The organism is Microbispora sp. CA-135349, assembly GCF_050947365.1.
Classification (GTDB): Bacteria; Actinomycetota; Actinomycetes; order Streptosporangiales; family Streptosporangiaceae; genus Microbispora.
In genome coordinates this window covers 2,632,350-2,648,645 of record NZ_CP192001.1, presented here as the reverse complement: position 1 = coordinate 2,648,645, position 16,296 = coordinate 2,632,350, and the positions used below count along the sequence as shown (strand labels likewise).

The following is a 16,296-nucleotide window of genomic DNA, read 5'->3' as shown; positions in this document are numbered from 1 at the left end:
ACGCTGAAGTCCCGTTCACCCGGTTTCCCGCTTGGAGTCGACGATGACACTCGCGCCAGCCACCGAGACCACGGACAGTGGTCACAGGGGCACGGATCGGCATTTCCTGATGTGCCGGCCCGAGTTCTTCACGGTCTCGTATTCCATCAATCCCTGGATGCACCCCGAGAGGGCGACCGACACCGCGAAGGCGTTGCGGCAGTGGGAGAGCCTGCGGCAGGCGTACGAAGGCCTTGGCCACACCGTGAGCCTGATCGACCCGATCGAGGGCCTGCCGGACATGGTGTTCGCCGCGAACGGCGCCCTCGTCGTCGACGGACGCGTCTACGGGGCGAGGTTCGCCCATCCGGAGCGCGCCGCCGAGGGCCCGGCCTACCTGCGGTGGTTCACGGAGCGGGGATACGAGACACTGGAGGCGTCCTTCACCAACGAGGGCGAGGGCGACTACCTCACGCTCGACGAGATGATCCTGGCCGGGACGGGCTTCCGCACCGACGTGGCGGCGCACATGGAGGCGCAGGAGTTCCTCGGCCGGCCGATCGTCACGCTGCGCCTGGTCGACCCGAGGTACTACCACCTCGACACCGCCCTGTTTCCGCTGGACGGCCGCAACGTGGCGTACTATCCGGAGGCGTTCAGCGAGGGCAGCAGGAAGGTGCTGCGGCGGCTGTTCCCCGACGCCGTGATCGCCACGTCCGCGGACGCGGAGGTGCTCGGCCTCAACGCGGTGAGCGACGGCCACAACGTCGTCGTCAACGCCGAGGCGACCGGGCTGATCCTGGAACTCAAGCGCCGTGGCTTCGAGGTCGTCCCGGTCGACCTCGGCGAGCTGCGCAAGGCCGGCGGCGGTCCCAAGTGCTGCACCCTCGAGATCCGGCCGAGCAGGGAGATTCGATGAAGACCGCGGAGCACATCAGGCTCGGCGAGAGCCACAGCGCGCACAACTACCACCCGCTGCCCGTGGTGATCCACTCCGCCGAGGGCGCCTGGGTCACCGACGTGGAGGGCAAGCGGTATCTCGACTGCCTGGCCGGCTACTCCTCGCTGAACTTCGGCCACGGCAACCCGGCCATCATCGCGGCGGCCCGCGAGCAGCTCGACCGGCTGACGCTGACCAGCCGGGCGTTTTACAACGACCGGTTCGCCGCGTTCGTGACCGGCCTTTCCGAGCTGTGCGGCAAGGACATGGTCCTGCCGATGAACACCGGCGCGGAGGCCGTCGAGACCGCGATCAAGGTCGCCCGCAAGTGGGGCTACGAGGTCAAGGGCGTCGCCCCGGACCAGGCCAACATCGTCGTGATGGAGGACAACTTCCACGGCCGCACCACCACGATCGTGGGCTTCTCCACCGACCCCGACGCCCGCGGCGGCTTCGGTCCCTTCCCGCCCGGCTTCCGCCTGGTGAAGTACGGCTCCGCCGAGGCGGTCAGGGAGGCGATCGACGAGAACACGGTGGCCGTGCTGCTGGAGCCCATCCAGGGCGAGGCCGGCGTGCTGGTCCCGCCGGACGGCTACCTGGCCGCGGTCCGGGAGATCTGCACCGACAACAACGTGCTGTTCGTCGCCGACGAGATCCAGTCGGGCCTCGGCCGCACCGGGGAGACGTTCGCCTGCGACCACGAGCGCGTCGTCCCCGACCTGTACGTCCTGGGCAAGGCCCTCGGCGGCGGGGTGGTCCCGGTCTCCGCCGTCGTCGCGAACGCCGACGTGATGGGCGTGATCGGGCCCGGCCAGCACGGTTCCACCTTCGGCGGCAACCCTCTGGCGTGCGCGGTCGGTGAGGCGGTGATCGGGCTGCTGAAGACCGGCGACTACCAGGCCAGGGCCCGCGAGCTCGGGGCGTTCCTGCACGCGCGCCTCGCCGATCTCGGCCCCGGCGTGGTGGCGGTGCGCGGGCGCGGGCTGTGGGCGGGCGTCGACATCGACCCCTCGCTCGGCACCGGCCGGCAGATCAGCGAGGCCCTCATGCGCCGCGGCGTGCTCGTGAAGGACACGCACGGCTCGACGATCCGCCTCGCGCCGCCCCTCGTCGTCTCCGCCGACGACCTGGGCTGGGCGCTGGAGCAGCTCAGCGCGGTGCTGCGGGAGGCTCGGGCCTGATCCGCACCGCGTCGTGGTCTCCGGTGTCGGTGAACCATGTCACCGCGGCCTCTCCGGGTGCCAGGTCGATGGCGGTCATCATGTTGGGGAACCAGGGTCCCTTGCTGATCCGCCACCGCAACGGCGCCCGGGGAAGGCCGCCGGCCCTCGCCAGCACCCCGCCGAGCACGCCCGCCAGCCCGAACGACGCCACGATGTTGGCGAAGCGCAGCGTGCGGCTCAGCGGGTTGCGGATCGGCGAGCAGACGATCTGGTGGACGCGCCCGCCGCCCCGGCGCCGTACGGAGGCCATGTAGGAGTAGTGGACGTCGCCCGACAGCAGCAGGACGGTCGCGGGCGGCCTGCCCCGGCGGCCCGAGGCGACCTCCAGCACCACGTGCGCGAGTTCCTCGAACGACCGGCGGAAGGCCCCCCAGTGCTCCAGGTCGAGAAACTGCCGCACCCGCTCGCCCCACCGCGCCGCCCGGCGGCCCCAGATGCCGTCGCAGACCGCCTCGTTCCAGCTCTCGACGTGGTGGATCCCGGCGGGCAGCAGGATCGGCAGCGAGGACCCGACGAGCAGGTGGTCGAAGTCGCCGGTGGCGTGCTTGTCGAACCAGTCCCACTCCCCGGGGTCGAGCATCCGCCGGCGTCCCGGCTCCAGCACCCGGGCGCTGCGGCTGTCCAGCACGATGAGACGGCTGCCGCCCAGGTCCCTGTGGTAGCTCCAGCGCACCGAGTCGGGCTCCTGGTCGGCCCGCCGGGCGAAGGCGTCGAGCGCCTCGTCCCCGCCGCCCGCCCGCAGCGCGGCGAGCACGGGATCGGCCGCCCGCTCGGCCGGGGGCAGGTTGCCCAGGTGCTGGTAGATGTAGTAAGAGCCGAGCCCGGAGACGATGCGCCGCTCCCACCAGGGCACCTGGGCCATCTGCTCGCGCCAGACGTTCGAGGTGTTCCAGTCGTCCCTGACGTCGTGGTCGTCGAAGATCATCGCGGTGGGGACCGTGGCCATCAGCCAGCGGACCGGAGGATCGGACCACGCCTGGCGGTACAGCTCGGCGTACTCCTCGAAGTCGACGACCTCCTGCGGGCCGTCGTCCCTGCGCCCGGCGATGAACTCCTTCATGTCCGGGGTGAGCTCGTCGGCGTACACCTGGTCGCCCAGCAGCAGGATCAGGTCGGGCCGCTCGTCCGGCGACTCCATCAGGCGCAGGCCGTACGCCCGCAGGACGTCCGGGCCGTGCGTGCGCACGTACGGTTCCTCGTGGGGCACGCTGGTGCGGCAGGAGCCGAAGACCAGCCGGTCGAGGCGGGTGAGCGGCCGGATCACGCTCGGCGGCAGGCCCTCGTCCGGCCATACCCGCCGGTCGTCGAGCTCGACCTCGTAGGCCACCGGGCCGTCGATGCCGACGTCCAGCAGGGCGTAGTGGTGACCGTGGACCGTGAAGGTGCGCTCCTCGGAGCAGGCGTCACCGGCCCGCACGCGGACCGTGCAGGGCTCGGAGGTCTCCACCCAGACGGTCGCGGCGTCCGCGTCCACGTGACGCAGGAGCGGGCCCAGCACAAGTTCCGGCACAACCCCTGTCTACTGCAAAAGCTTGGCAAAGCGCGACTTGTGCCCATCTGTCCACCATCGCTCACGGTCCGTGCGTCATCTGTGCGCCGGAACGGCGAAATCTTCCCCGGCGATCTCCTTATTGGCCAATATCGCGATCACCCGGCGCACGGTTTGATCCACGTGTCGATCCTTCCGGTCCGTCTTCCGCGCTCGTCAACGTCGACGGCGCGCGGGGTCCGGGGGGCGGCCCTCTTCCGACAGGAGCACGACAGCGATGACCATCACGGACTTCCCGACAACGGCGTCGGGGGTTCGGTCTCCGATCCCCGGCCTCCACGCCCCCTCACCGGGTGAGCGCGCCCTCGCCGCCGCCCGTTTCCAGCTCGCCGAGGCCTCCCGCTTCCTCGGCCTCGACGACGGCATGCACCGCATGCTCGCCACGCCCCGCCGCTCGCTCACGGTCTCGGTGCCCGTACGCCGTGAGGACGGCCGCCTGGAGGTGGTGCAGGGGCACCGCGTGCAGCACAACCTGTCACGCGGACCGGCCAAGGGCGGCATCCGCTTCCACCCCGCCACCGACCTCGCCGAGGTCACCGCCCTCGCCATGTGGATGACGTGGAAGTGCGCCCTCGTCGGCATCCCGTACGGCGGGGCCAAGGGCGGCGTCGCGGTGGACCCGGCCACGCTGACCGGCCGTGAGCTCGAACGCGTCACCCGGCGCTACGTCAACGAGATCCTGCCGCTCATCGGCCCGGAGAAGGACATCCCCGCGCCCGACGTGGGCACCGACGAGCAGACCATGGCCTGGATCATGGACACCTACAGCGCTAACGCGGGCTATTCCGTCCCCGGCGTGGTGACCGGCAAGCCCACCGCGCTCGGCGGCTCGCTGGGCCGCGCGGGCGCGACCTCGCGCGGGGTGCGGATCGCCGCACTGCAGGCGCTGGCCCGGACACGCGGGGCGCGCTCCCCCGAGGGCGCCACCGTGGCGGTGCAGGGCTTCGGCAAGGTGGGCGCGCTGGCCGCGCAGTATCTCGCCGACGCCGGCTGCCGCGTCGTGGCCGTCTCCGACGCGGGCGGCGCGGTCGTCCGGTCCTCCGGCCTCGACGTCGCCGCGCTGCGCGCCCACGCCGCCGAGACCGGCTCGGTCCACGGCTACCGCGACGCCGACCCGCTCTCCCACGGCGACCTGCTGGAACTCGACGTGGACATGCTGGTGCCCGCCGCGCTCGAAGGCGTGATCACGGCGGACAACGCCCCGCGCGTACGGGCCCGCCTGGTCGTGGAGGGCGCCAACGGGCCCACCACGCCCGAGGCCGACCTGATCCTGGCCGGCAACGGGGTCACGGTGGTCCCCGACATCCTGGCCAACGCCGGCGGGGTCATCGTGTCCTACCTGGAGTGGGTGCAGAACACCCAGGCGTACTCGTGGAGCGCGGGCGAGGTCGACGTGAAGCTCCGCGACCTGATCGAGAACGCCTATCGGGCGGTCGCGGACCTAGCCGCGGAGCGCGACCTCACGCTCCGCCAGGCCGCCCACGCGATCGGCGTGGGGCGGGTGGCCGAGGCTCACCGGATGCGCGGCCTGTACCCCTGAAAAGACGGCTGAGACGACCGCCTCCCGGGAATATGCGGCTTCCGGGAGGCGGTCAGGCCGTCGCCGCCGCGTTCGTGGCGGCCAGCACGATCTCCTCGCACAGCTCGTGGGTCACCAGGGCGTCGTCGGCCGTGAGGATCCGGCCCTCCCGGACGGCGGCGAGGAACTCCGCGACGATCTGCTCGATGCCGCGCTGCCGGGTCGCCGGGACCCAGTCCCCCCGTCTCGTGACGGTCTCGCCGTCGGCGTGGTCGACCACGTCGCCGAGGTTGACCACGCGGCGCTTCCCGCCGCCGCCCATGACCTCGCACGTCTCCTCCGCCGCGCCGCTCGTGCGGCTCATGACGCCGACGGCGGTGAAGCCGTCGCCGCCGAGTGTCAGCACCACGTGTTCGAGCAGGCCGTCCCGCACCCCGGTCCTGATCGCGGTGCCGGTGACCGGCCCGGGAGCGAGGAAGCGGAGCGTGTCGGCGACGTGGACGAAGTCGTCGAAGATCACGGTCCGCGGGTCGCCGGGCAGGTCACGCCGGTTCTTCTGCATCACGACCACGTCGCGCGGCAGGTCGCGCAGGGCCGCGTACGCGGGGGCGTGCCTGCGGTTGAACCCCACCATCAGCGACCTGTTCCTCTCACGTGCCAGCCGTACGAGCCCGGCGGAGGCGGCGGCGTCGTAGGCGAGCGGCTTGTCCACATAGACGTGCACGCCCGCCTCGAGCAGCGCGGTCACGATCGGGACGTGGGCCTCCGTGGCCGCGTGCACGAAGGCCGCGTCGATCCCCGCCTCGACGAGGTCGTCGAGGGAGGTGAAGCGGGCGCCGATGCGGTAGGCGTCCCCGAGCCGGTCGAGAGCCGCCCGATCTCGGGTGCACAGCAGCGGCTCGATGCCCGGCGTCGCCGCCAGCACCGGCAGGTACGCCTTCCGCGCGATGTCGCCCAAACCGATGATTCCGACTCTCATGCCGGGGAGCCTATCGGCGCGTCGCCTCCACGGTCCGGCGGGCGGGTCAGCGGCCGGCTGTGGTCACAGGTCCGTAGCGTGCGGCCGGGGCCCTGGTGATGTGGGCCCAGTAGCGGTCGCCGTAGGACCAGTGCCACCACTCGGTGGGGTAGTTGACCAGACCCACCGTTGTCAGCACCTCGCCGAGGATGTCACGACGTCCCCGCGCCTCCGCGGAGATCGCCGTGCTGGCGGTGTGACAGGCATCGGTGTCGGTGTCGTTCACCTCCGTCCCCAGCCACAGTTCGTGCCCGTCCGTCGCGCACAGGGTCAGGTCGACGGCGGCTCCGGCCACGTGGGGCGCGACCTCCGGCGGGGAGATGTAGCGGCTGGCCCGCCGGTGGTACCAGCCCTCGTCGTGACCGGGATGTACGGTCCGGAGACGGTCGATGTGCGCCCCGAAATAGCGCGCCCTGGGGCCGCCCGATCGGAGATCGGGCGGCCCGTCGAATCCACGGGGATTCGGGATGGCTCGGCCGGGGTGGTGGTCAGTCGGTGGGGGCGGAGGTGAGGAGCTTGTTGCCGAAGATGCTCCGCTGTTACTCCGCCAGATCATCAGCTCGTCACCACCGTTGAACCCGATGATGTCGCTCTCGCCGTCCTTGTCGAAGTCGGCGCCGAGGAACTTGCTGACGGTGCGCCACCCGGTGGAGACGAACACACCCGCGGTGGAGAAGTTCCCCGGCGTACTCGTGTTGCGGTGAATCCGCCCGCCGTTGAGGGAGTAGGTCCACGCGCCCTTGGTGTGGTCGGCGGAATCCTTCCACCGGGCGAACAGTTCGATGTGGCCCGATTTGAGGATCGCGTCTCCGGGCTTCAGATCGTGCAGGCTGCCCAGATAGTCCTTTCCGGTCCAGCCCTCGAAGTCGTCGGTGCTGTTGCCGCCCTTGCCGGAGTTCGCGGTGATGTGCCACGCCATGGAGACCAGGCCGGAACAGTCGGGGCCGTACTTGTGCCCTCCATCCACATCGGTGATGAGGGTGTTGAGCGCCGCGTGAGGTTGTACCGGACCCCGCGGTCGACGCAGTCTGGCGGGCCGCGGCCAGCGCCGCACCGTTGATCCGCTCCCGTGACTCGAACCTGTTGACGCCGAGGAACGACGGGCCGAGCCGCGCGGAGGCGAACTGGCAGACCAGGCTCTGCAGGCCCAGCACGGCCGCGCGCTCAAGACCGACGACCAGCGCGGGCTGTTCGATCTCGAACCAGTCGTGCGGGGCCGCCAGCACCTGGGCGGTCCGTTCGCCGGGGATCGCCGGGGCGGCCACGGCGGGGTGCATACAGCCGATCTCGTCGGACGGGGCGTCGGCGGCCACCCGCCCGGCCAGGGCGAGCGAGCCTCCGAGCACCCGGCCCACGGCCGCCGTGAGCCGGTCGGACGGCTCCTCCGCCTCGGCGAGCTCGCGCCCGTAGATGCGCACCAGGTCGTGCATCCGGTAGCGGAGCGCGCCCAGGGCGTCGATGCTGCGCGGCTCGTCGGTCAGCCGGTCGGCGAGCAGTCGCAGCGGCCAGCGCTGCCGGGTGGCCAGCCGGGCCCCGGCGATCCGGATCGCCAGCGGCAGCCGGCCGCACAGGTCGACGATGACCCGGGCCACCGCCTCCTCGGCGGCCACCCGCTCGGTCCCCACGATCCGGGCGAGCAACTCGACGGCCTCAGCCGGTTCGAGGACGTCCAGGTCGGTACGGCGCACACCGCTGAGCCCTCCGAGCCTGTTGCGTGAGGTGATCAGCACGCCGCCGGTGCCACCCGGCAGCAGCGGGCGCACCTGCCCCTCCCCGGCGGCGTCGTCGAGCAGCACCAGCACCCGGCGTCCGGCCAGCAGGCCGCGGTAGAGCTCGGCCCGCTCGGCGGTGGCGGCGGGAAGAGCGTCCTGCCGCACCCCGAGCGCCTTGAGGAACCTTCCCAGCACCTCACCCGGATCGGCGGGGGCCTCGCTCATCCCGCGCAGCTCGGCGTACAGCAGGCCGTCGGGGAAGGCGGCCGCGGCCTGATGGGCGACGTGGACCGCCAGGGCCGACTTGCCGCTGCCTGCACGACCCGCGACGACCTGGATGGCGGGGGCCTCCCCCGACGTCAGCGCCGTCACCAGGGCCGCGGTCTCCGCGGAGCGGCCGGTGAAGTCGGCCGGCGCCAACGGCAACTGGGCGGGTACGGCGAGGCGGACCGTCTCGCCGGACGGCGGCGCCGGCAGGGAGGGGTCGCCGCGCAGGATGGCGTGGTGGAGGCCGGTCAGCTCCGGTCCCGGATCCACTCCGAGCTCCTCGGACAGGATCCGGCGGCCCTCCCGGAAGGTGGCCAGCCCGTCGGACTGGCGTCCGAGCCGGTAGAAAGCGGTCATGTACTGGCCACGCAGCCGCTCGTTGACCGGGTGGCGCCCGACCAGCGCGGCCAGTTCCGCCACCAGCCGGCTTCTTCAAGCCAGCATGGCCAGTCGGCATCCCCGGCGCAAGGGTTGGATGTCATGATTCATCCCGGCCGTGGACCGCCCCGCACGGGCAGGCCCACTCCCCGGTCCCTGGGCTCCTCAGCGTGCCCGCCACCACGCCACCGTCTCCTTCACCCCGTCTTCGACCGGCGTCGGCGCGAACCCGAGGACCTTCTGCGAGGCGGAGGAGTCGAGCACGTACGGCCGGTCGAACTGGTAACGGGTCTCCCCCAGCTCACGCAGGAACGGCGATGCGAGGCCCCCGGCCTTCACCATCCAGGCCGGCAGCCGCCGCAGGCGCGGCGCCGGCAGGCCGGCCGCCTCGCACACCCTCTCGGCGAACTCCCGCACCGTGAATGGCGGTGCGGTCGGGATGTGCCAGGCCCGGCCCCACGCGCGCTCCTCCTCCGCGGCCGCCGCCAACGCCCGCACCACATCGGGCAGGTACGTGTAGCTGTGCGGGATGCCGGGGTCACTGATGACGGTGGCGGGCTTGCCCGCGAACAGGGGCTCCAGGAGCCGCGGCCCCAGGTAGGACTGGTCGGACGACCGAGGCCCGTAGTAGTCCGAGCCTCGCACCTCGGTCACCCGCACCCTTCCCGCCTCGTGGGCGGCCCGCATCTCCTCCCACATCCGCGCCCGGACCCTGCCCTTCGTGCCCGTCGCGGCGAGCGGCAGGTCTTCGGTCATCGGCCCGTCCACCGGCCCGTACCCGTACAGGTTGCCCAGCGTCACCAGGACGGCTCCGGACGACTCCGCGGCGGCCAGCAGCGCGGCCGCGATCGGCGGCCAGTCCAGGGGCCACCGGTGATACCGCGGGTTGGCGCAGTTGTAGAGCGCGTCGGCCCCCTCGGTGAGCCGCCGCACGGCGTCGGCGTCGGCCGCGTCCGCCGCGACCGGCGATATTCCCCGGCGCTTCGGCCCCGAGCCCGAGCGGGTGACGAGGGTCACCTGGTGCCCCCGCTCCGCCAGCGTCTCGGCGAGCCCGCCGCCGACCTGTCCCGCTCCGACGATCACATGCCTGCTCATCACTTCTCCTTCACACTTGATCCGTCAGCAGCCGCAGCACGCCGTCAACGACGTACACGGCCGCGAACACGACACCGGCGGTGACGAGTCCGGAGGCCGCCAGCGCGGCCGCCCCCGCCCCGAACCACACGACCTCGAAGGCCGCCCGTGCGAGCCCGTGCAGCTGGTGCGGCGCCTTGCCGCCCGCCATGAACAACCCCCAGAGCGTCGCGAACACTGCGGGCGTGCCGAGCCCCAAGAGGATCTTGACGATGATGTTCGCCTCGCGGGTGAACCCCCAATAGGCCAGCGAGATCAGCACCCCCAGCTCCAGGAAGAACATCAGTGCGGAGATCAGTCCCTTGGCCGCGGTGAGCATCGGCACTCCTTGCGTTCGCCGTTCCGTTACGAGAGCAATGCTCTCTCAACAGAGAAGCTTTCGTCAAGAGCGGTGCTCTCTAATAACACCGGTGCTCTGATAACCTGGCCGCATGAACGCGAGCCGTACCGCGCGTGAGCGGGTGAGAGCGGAACTGATCAAGGAGATCACGGACATCGCCCGGCGCCATCTGGCGACCGCGGGGGCCCCGGGTCTGTCCCTGCGGGCGGTGGCCCGCGAGATGGGGATGGTCTCCTCGGCGATCTACCGCTACTTCCCCAGCCGCGACGACCTGCTGACCGCGCTGATCATCGACGGGTACAACGCGATCGGGGAGGCCGTCGAGCGCGCCGACGCCGCCCGCCCGCAGGACGACTTCACCGGGCGCTGGCTCGCCGTCTGCCGCGCTGTACGCGAGTGGGCCCTGGCCCATCCCCACGAGTACGCCCTGCTGTACGGCTCACCCGTGCCGGGCTACGCCGCTCCGCAGGACACCGTCGCGCCGGCGGTGCGGGACACGGCCGTGTACGGGCGGATCGTCGCCGACGCCCACCGGGCGGGCAGGCTCACCCCTCCCCCGATCTGCCCGCCGCCGCCCGCGGTCCTGGGCGAGGACGCCGAGGTCGTACGGTCGCTGATGCCGGACGTGCCCGACGACGTGGTCATGCGGGCGCTCGTCGCGTGGACGGGCCTGTACGGAATGGTCAGCTTCGAGCTCTTCGGCCAGTTCAACAACACCATCACCCACCGCGCCGAGCTGTTCGACCACAACGTGACCTGCCTCGGCCGGTTGCTCGGCCTGCCCGAGTAGGCGTCACCCGGGCGAGGGCCGCCGGGGGTCGTGAATCCCAACTCGGTCAGAGGCATGTCCAGCGTGAAGCTGTCAGGGGCGAGTTCTCCATATATCGCGGCCCGCTCGCTGAGCCACAGCGCTGCGTCGTACGGCGCCGATCGGCGGGACCTGCGCGCCCACGTCGGAAGGCACGGTGACCGATCCCGCGGCCCGTCAGAGACGGCTTCCATCGCAGTACGACCTGGGAGCGTGCGCATGAATCCCGGCCTGCGCGGCTCTTCGCCATCGAGGGTGTGGACGTCGCCGGGGCTCCGAGCCGATTGGGTTCGGACACCTCGGCCGAAGAGCCGTCAAAGCTGGCGGGCGCGGAGGCGTCCTTCCAGCAGGAGGAGCAGCTCGCCGAGCAGGTCTCCCAGCTCCCGCTGCCGATCGGCGCCCATCGCCGCCAGGAGATCCCTCTCGTAACGCAACTGCCGTGGCAGGAGCCGGTCGGTGAGCGCGCGGCCCTGCTCGGTCAGCGCGAGGTGGAAGACCCGCCGATCACGGTCGTCGGGGCGGCGGCTCACCAGCCCGCGTTCCTCCAGAACCCGCAGCCGCTTGGTGACGGCCGCCCCCGAGGCGAAGGTCTCTCTGGCGATCCGGCCCGGGGTGAGCTCCCGGTCCAACCGGCGCAGCGCGGCGAGGAGGTCGAACTCCGGCCGGGTGAGCCCGTACTCCCGCAGAGGCGCGTCGCCGGCCTGCTGGAGCAGCAGGACGCACCGGGTGAGGCGGCCGATCACGGCGATCGGCGCGGTGTCCAGGTCCGGGTGGACATGCCGCCACTGCCGTATCACCTGCGCGACGGCGTCCTCTGCGACGCCGTCCGGCGCCTCCTCGGCGATGTCCTCCACGCCCCGATTCCTCAGCCCTGGGTCTGTTCGCAGCCGACCTTATCGTCCCGGGCAGGCGCGGCCAGCCTCGCCAGCAGGCGGTGGCCCTCCTGCTCGGCCCGGGCGACCTGCTCCTCCGGCAGCGCCCGCTGCCAGACCAGCGGTCGCTGATCAGCCCCCATGCGGGCTGATAACCGGGCAGCTCGGTGAGCAGGAGGGCCATCGGCGTCACGCACACCGTACCCAGCCAGTAGTTGCGGGTCATCAGCGCCTCGGTGCAGAACTGGAGGGCCAGCGTGAGCAGGACCAGGGCGAGCGCGCCCGTACGGCCGACCGGCAGCAGCACCGTGAAGACGAGCAGGCCGACCACGCTGCCGAGGGCGCGCTGCAGGGCCCGTTGCCACGACAGCGTGGCGTTGGCCTGGAAGACGGACGCGGCCGTGACCACCGCCCAGTACGGGTGACCGACTCCCGCCGCCAGCGAGACCAGTCCGGCGAGGGCGGACCCGACGGCGACGCGTACGCCGATCGGGAACAGCGGAGAGGTCGGGTGGAACATGCGCAGCGGGCCGGGCCCGCCCGCCGCCGCCCGTTCCAGCGCGACGCCCACGAGCCCGCCGGCACCCGTCTCACCGAGGCTCACCTCGGGCGACGGGAGCAGTGTGTGCCAGGGCGTTCACCGCCGCCGCCGCGTCGTGCCGGGCGCGGGCGGCCGCCGGCCCCTCGGCATGGGCGAGCCGCACGGCCGCCTCCAGGGCGCGGGCCACCGCCGTGCACTGGGGCCCTTCGGGCCGTACGAGCGCGGGAGCCATGCACACCAGCCAGGCGAGTGCCGCAGTGGCCGCGACCAGCGCGAGATGGAGCGGGATCTCCCCGAGCCGCTGCGGCAGGAACGCGCAGGTCGCACTCATGAACGTGAAGATCAGATTGCCCGGCGGGCCGATCCGGGCGGCGTCGCACGCCACCTTGTGCCCGGCGGCGAGCAGCACCGCCACGACCACCAGGACCGGGGCCGACCGGGTGAGCCCGCCCCCGCCATCCATGGCCTCCGCCCGTCATCGCGCGCCGAAGAACTCACGCAGCACCTCGGCCACGACGAGCGGGGCTCCGTCGTCCTCCGGCCCCGAATGCCCGACCCCCGGCAGGTCGATGCTTCGCGCGTGCGGGAGCACCTCGGAGAGTCTCCGGAGTGCGAGACGCAAATATGCCGCGCTCTTCGTGCCGCCGAGGAGCAGCACCCGCGCATCGAGCGCCGCGTAGTCCATGATCGTGTCGGCCATCTCCCTGATCACCTGCATGTCGAATCGCAGCGTCGGGATGAGCGCCTCGACCGGCACCTCATCGGGGGATCCGCCGCCCTGCAGGCGCGCGCCCATCGCCAGGAGCGGCACAAGGGCGAAGCGGGGGATCCTGGTGAACAACGACGGCTCGGTGTCCAGGCCCTTCATCCCCGTGACCAGCGCGGACACCGTTCTTCCCGCGGCGATCTCGCGGTCGAAGCGCGTCAGCCAGTCCGTCGGCACCGAGCCGTCGATCGACAATGGAGGCTCGTACAGGGCGATCCGGTCAAGAGCGGGCGTGACCAGAGCCGTACGCAGGATGACGAGCGCGCCCGAGCTCAGGCCGAAGATCTGCGACGCGCCGGTCGCCGCGACGAGCGCCTGCAGGTCTTCGACCTCCCGCACGACGCTGAAGCCGGTGCCGTGAGGGCCGCTCAGCCCACGCCCGCGCCGGTCGGGCACATGGACGGTGAACGAGGTCGACAGAGCGGCGGCGAGCTTCGTGAAGTGCTGCGACGCCAGCATCCCGCCGTGTACGAGGATCAGCCCTGGTCCGCGGCCACTGCGGCGGTAGCCGATCACGGTTCCGTCGGCCGAGCGAACCTTTTCGTGTGCGGCGCGCGCCTTCATCGGGCACCCGCAGGCGGGACGAGCATGTACATCGCCCGCTTGCCCAGGACACGCGTCATCATGATCCTCCAATGGAGGTGAACAACGTTCACGTGTACATTGTTCACGTAGGCGGGGAAGGAATGTCAACCCCAGGAGGACGCGATGGGGCAGCGGCGCACCGAGGTGCTGCAGGCGGCGATCGAGCTGCTCGACGAAGTAGGCCTGGACGCTCTCACCATGCGGCTGCTGGCGAGCCGGCTCGGGGTGCGAGCGAGTGCCCTGTATCGGCACTACCCCAGCAAGCAGGCCCTGCTGGACGCCATGGTCACGCACCTGGTCAGCCCGGCGGACGACGTCGTTCCGCTCTCCGACGCCCCTTGGGACGAGCTGTTGCGCGAGGTGGCGTCAGGCGTGCGCGAGGTCATGCTGGCCCACCGCGACGGCGCCCGCCTGATATCCGGCTTCCACCACCCGGGCGACGAGGCCGTCACCACCTTCAGGCGTCTCATCGCCGCGCTCATCGCCGCGGGAGTCCCCGCCGACACGGCCGCCATCGCCGTGGACACCGTCCTGGCCTACGTCAACGGCTACACGATCGAGGAACAGGCCCGCAAGACCGGAGTCGGCGACTGGCCCAGAGAGCGCCGGGACCGCGCCTTCCACGACGGGCTCGAAATGATCATCACCGGCGCCAGGGAAACTCTGTCGTCCTGACGCGGGCGGACGACGTGTCACTCATGAGACATGCGAAAGGCGGCAGTCGGGGGTCTCCCGGTTGCCGCCTTTCGCATGATCACGACCGCCTTCTGGGCTGGTCAGAACATACTCTTGCGATTTTATGCAAGATCACGGGCAGTGGCGCAGGTCGTGCGGCATCACTGCGACGAACTGAAAGATCACGGGGGCGTTGGGTCAGGCGCGGGTGGCGCGGTTGACGGCGGAGATGATGGCCTTGAGCGAGGCGGTCGTCGTGTTCGCGTCGATGCCGACGCCCCACAGGACCTGCGTGCCGTCCGGTCCACCGACCTCGCACTCCACGTACGACGCGGCCCTGGCGTCGGCGCCGGCGCTCATCGCGTGCTCGGTGTAGTCGAGGACCCGGACCGGCACCCCGATGTTCTCCAGCGCGTCGCAGAAGGCCGAGATGGGGCCGTTGCCCGCGCCCTCGATCTCCCGGATCTGGCCGTCGACCCGCACGTCGGCGTTGATCGCGTCCTTGTCGTCCACGGTGGAGGTGTGCCGGTGGGCCAGCAGGCCCAGCCGGCCCCACGGGCTGGCGGGGTTCGGCAGGTACTCGTCGGAGAACAGCTCCCAGATCTCCGTGGCGGTGACCTCGCCGCCCTCGGCGTCCGTACGGGCCTGGATGACGCGGGAGAACTCGATCTGCAGGCGGCGCGGCAGGTCGAGCTGGTGGTCGGCCTTCATGATGTAGGCGACGCCGCCCTTGCCCGACTGGCTGTTGACGCGGATCACGGCCTCGTACGTGCGGCCGATGTCCTTGGGGTCGATCGGCAGGTACGGCACGGCCCAGGTGAACTCGTCGACCGGCACGCCTGCGGCGGCCGCGTCGCGCTCCAGGTGCTCGAGGCCCTTCTTGATGGCGTCCTGGTGGGAGCCGGAGAAGGCCGTGTAGACCAGCTCGCCGCCCCACGGGTGGCGGGGGTGCACGGGCAGCTGGTTGCAGTGCTCGACCACCCGCCGGATCTCGTCCATGTCCGAGAAGTCGATCTCCGGGTCGACGCCCTGGGAGAACAGGTTCATGCCCAGCGTGACCAGGCAGACGTTGCCGGTGCGCTCGCCGTTGCCGAACAGGCAGCCCTCGATGCGGTCGGCGCCGGCCATGTAGCCCAGCTCGGCGGCGGCGACGGCGGTGCCGCGGTCGTTGTGCGGGTGCAGCGACAGCACGATCGAGTCCCGGTAGGCCAGGTTGCGGTGCATCCACTCGATCTGGTCGGCGTACACGTTGGGTGTGGCCATCTCGACCGTCGCCGGCAGGTTGACGATCACCTTGCGGTCGGGCGTGGGCCGCCACACGTCGTTGACGGCGTTGCAGACCTCGACGGCGTACTCCAGCTCCGTGCCGGTGAAGGACTCGGGCGAGTACTGGAAGTAGATTTGCGTGCCCTCCATCTCGGCCGCCAGCTTCTTGCACAGCTTGGCGCCCTCGACGGCGATCGCGGTGATGCCGTCCTTGTCCTGGCCGAAGACGACCCGGCGCTGCAGGGTCGAGGTGGAGTTGTACAGGTGGACGATCGCCTGGCGTGCGCCGCGCAGCGACTCGAAGGTCCGCTCGATCAGCTCGGGCCGGGCCTGCGTCAGCACCTGGACGACCACGTCGGAGGGGATGCGGTCCTCCTCGATGATCTTACGGATGAAGTCGTAGTCGGTCTGCGACGCGGCGGGGAAGCCGACCTCGATCTCCTTGTAGCCCATCCGCACCAGCAGGTCGAACATCTTCAGTTTGCGGTCGGCGTCCATCGGGTCGATCAGCGCCTGGTTGCCGTCACGCAGGTCGACGGCGCACCAGCGGGGCGCCTTGGTGATGACCTTGTCGGGCCAGGTGCGGTCGGTCAGCCGTACAGGCTCGAACGGCGTGTAGCGGTGGAACGGCATGGGGCTGGGCTGCTGCGTGTTCATGATGCTCCTCGTCGGACACGCGGCGACCCCGTCGTCTCAGTGAGAACACGAACGCACGTCACGGTCG

16 protein-coding genes and 1 pseudogene are annotated in these 16,296 nt (G+C 71.3%); 5 read left to right on the top strand and 12 right to left on the bottom strand.

Annotated features, from left to right (window positions below; genetic code table 11):
* Positions 1-43: 43 nt before the first annotated feature.
* A complete protein-coding gene (ddaH, locus tag ACQPZZ_RS12545) occupies positions 44-898 on the top strand; it encodes a dimethylargininase (RefSeq protein WP_432931755.1) in 855 nt (284 codons plus the stop codon).
* On the top strand, positions 895-2,100 hold the full coding sequence (gene rocD, locus ACQPZZ_RS12540; RefSeq protein ID WP_432931753.1) for an ornithine--oxo-acid transaminase: 1,206 nt from the start codon (positions 895-897) through the stop codon (positions 2,098-2,100). Before ddaH ends, rocD begins: the two co-directional genes overlap by 4 nt.
* On the opposite strand, the gene ACQPZZ_RS12535 is transcribed toward rocD, so the two are convergent.
* Positions 2,069-3,652 carry an alkaline phosphatase D family protein gene (locus ACQPZZ_RS12535; protein ID WP_432931751.1) on the bottom strand — a complete coding sequence of 528 codons (1,584 nt, stop codon included), beginning with the start codon at positions 3,650-3,652 and terminating at the stop codon, positions 2,069-2,071. The two genes, rocD and ACQPZZ_RS12535, sit on opposite strands and share 32 nt — an antisense overlap.
* Before the next feature lie 256 nt (positions 3,653-3,908).
* Between ACQPZZ_RS12535 and ACQPZZ_RS12530 the strand changes: the two genes are divergently transcribed.
* A complete protein-coding gene (locus ACQPZZ_RS12530) occupies positions 3,909-5,231 on the top strand; it encodes a Glu/Leu/Phe/Val family dehydrogenase (protein ID WP_432931749.1) in 1,323 nt (440 codons plus the stop codon).
* A 52-nt stretch (positions 5,232-5,283) separates the two neighbouring features.
* Here ACQPZZ_RS12530 and ACQPZZ_RS12525 read toward each other — a convergent pair whose 3' ends face one another.
* The 5 genes from ACQPZZ_RS12525 to ACQPZZ_RS12505 form a co-directional block, all read right to left on the bottom strand.
* The gene (locus ACQPZZ_RS12525) at positions 5,284-6,189 is read right to left on the bottom strand and encodes a Gfo/Idh/MocA family protein (RefSeq protein WP_432931747.1); all 906 of its coding nucleotides are present in this window, start codon (positions 6,187-6,189) and stop codon (positions 5,284-5,286) included.
* A 46-nt stretch (positions 6,190-6,235) separates the two neighbouring features.
* Positions 6,236-6,784: a M15 family metallopeptidase gene (locus tag ACQPZZ_RS12520; RefSeq protein ID WP_432934360.1), complete on the bottom strand. Its 549-nt coding sequence runs from the start codon at positions 6,782-6,784 to the stop codon at positions 6,236-6,238.
* A gap of 7 nt (positions 6,785-6,791) precedes the next feature.
* Positions 6,792-8,627, bottom strand: coding sequence for a BTAD domain-containing putative transcriptional regulator (locus ACQPZZ_RS12515; protein ID WP_432931745.1), 1,836 nt, complete (start codon positions 8,625-8,627; stop codon positions 6,792-6,794).
* Between the two features lie 123 nt (positions 8,628-8,750).
* Positions 8,751-9,680 carry an NAD-dependent epimerase/dehydratase family protein gene (locus ACQPZZ_RS12510; RefSeq protein WP_432931743.1) on the bottom strand — a complete coding sequence of 310 codons (930 nt, stop codon included), beginning with the start codon at positions 9,678-9,680 and terminating at the stop codon, positions 8,751-8,753.
* 10 nt (positions 9,681-9,690) lie between these two features.
* Complete coding sequence (locus ACQPZZ_RS12505) at positions 9,691-10,038, bottom strand: YrdB family protein (protein WP_363646431.1); 348 nt, start codon at positions 10,036-10,038, stop codon at positions 9,691-9,693.
* Positions 10,039-10,150: 112 nt separating this feature from the next.
* On the opposite strand from ACQPZZ_RS12505, the gene ACQPZZ_RS12500 reads away from it, so the two are divergent.
* Positions 10,151-10,849, top strand: a complete 699-nt coding sequence (locus ACQPZZ_RS12500; protein WP_432931741.1) for a TetR/AcrR family transcriptional regulator — start codon at positions 10,151-10,153, stop codon at positions 10,847-10,849.
* A 332-nt stretch (positions 10,850-11,181) separates the two neighbouring features.
* On the opposite strand, the gene ACQPZZ_RS12495 is transcribed toward ACQPZZ_RS12500, so the two are convergent.
* The 5 genes and pseudogenes from ACQPZZ_RS12495 to ACQPZZ_RS12475 form a co-directional block, all read right to left on the bottom strand.
* Positions 11,182-11,721, bottom strand: a complete 540-nt coding sequence (locus ACQPZZ_RS12495) for a MarR family winged helix-turn-helix transcriptional regulator (RefSeq protein WP_432931739.1) — start codon at positions 11,719-11,721, stop codon at positions 11,182-11,184.
* Positions 11,722-11,732: 11 nt separating this feature from the next.
* Complete coding sequence (locus tag ACQPZZ_RS12490) at positions 11,733-11,882, bottom strand: hypothetical protein (protein ID WP_432931737.1); 150 nt, start codon at positions 11,880-11,882, stop codon at positions 11,733-11,735.
* A 35-nt stretch (positions 11,883-11,917) separates the two neighbouring features.
* Positions 11,918-12,259, bottom strand: a pseudogene (locus ACQPZZ_RS12485) (FUSC family protein); the annotation flags it as partial.
* Positions 12,260-12,329: 70 nt separating this feature from the next.
* Entirely contained in the window at positions 12,330-12,743 is a 414-nt protein-coding gene (locus ACQPZZ_RS12480; protein ID WP_432931735.1) for a hypothetical protein, read from the bottom strand.
* Positions 12,744-12,755: 12 nt separating this feature from the next.
* Positions 12,756-13,610, bottom strand: coding sequence for an alpha/beta fold hydrolase (locus tag ACQPZZ_RS12475; RefSeq protein ID WP_432931733.1), 855 nt, complete (start codon positions 13,608-13,610; stop codon positions 12,756-12,758).
* 144 nt (positions 13,611-13,754) lie between these two features.
* Between ACQPZZ_RS12475 and ACQPZZ_RS12470 the strand changes: the two genes are divergently transcribed.
* A complete protein-coding gene (locus tag ACQPZZ_RS12470; protein WP_432931731.1) occupies positions 13,755-14,306 on the top strand; it encodes a TetR/AcrR family transcriptional regulator C-terminal domain-containing protein in 552 nt (183 codons plus the stop codon).
* Positions 14,307-14,504: 198 nt separating this feature from the next.
* Here the strand turns inward: ACQPZZ_RS12470 and leuA are convergent, their stop codons facing one another.
* Entirely contained in the window at positions 14,505-16,229 is a 1,725-nt protein-coding gene (gene leuA / locus ACQPZZ_RS12465; RefSeq protein WP_432931729.1) for a 2-isopropylmalate synthase, read from the bottom strand.
* Positions 16,230-16,296: the final 67 nt, after the last annotated feature.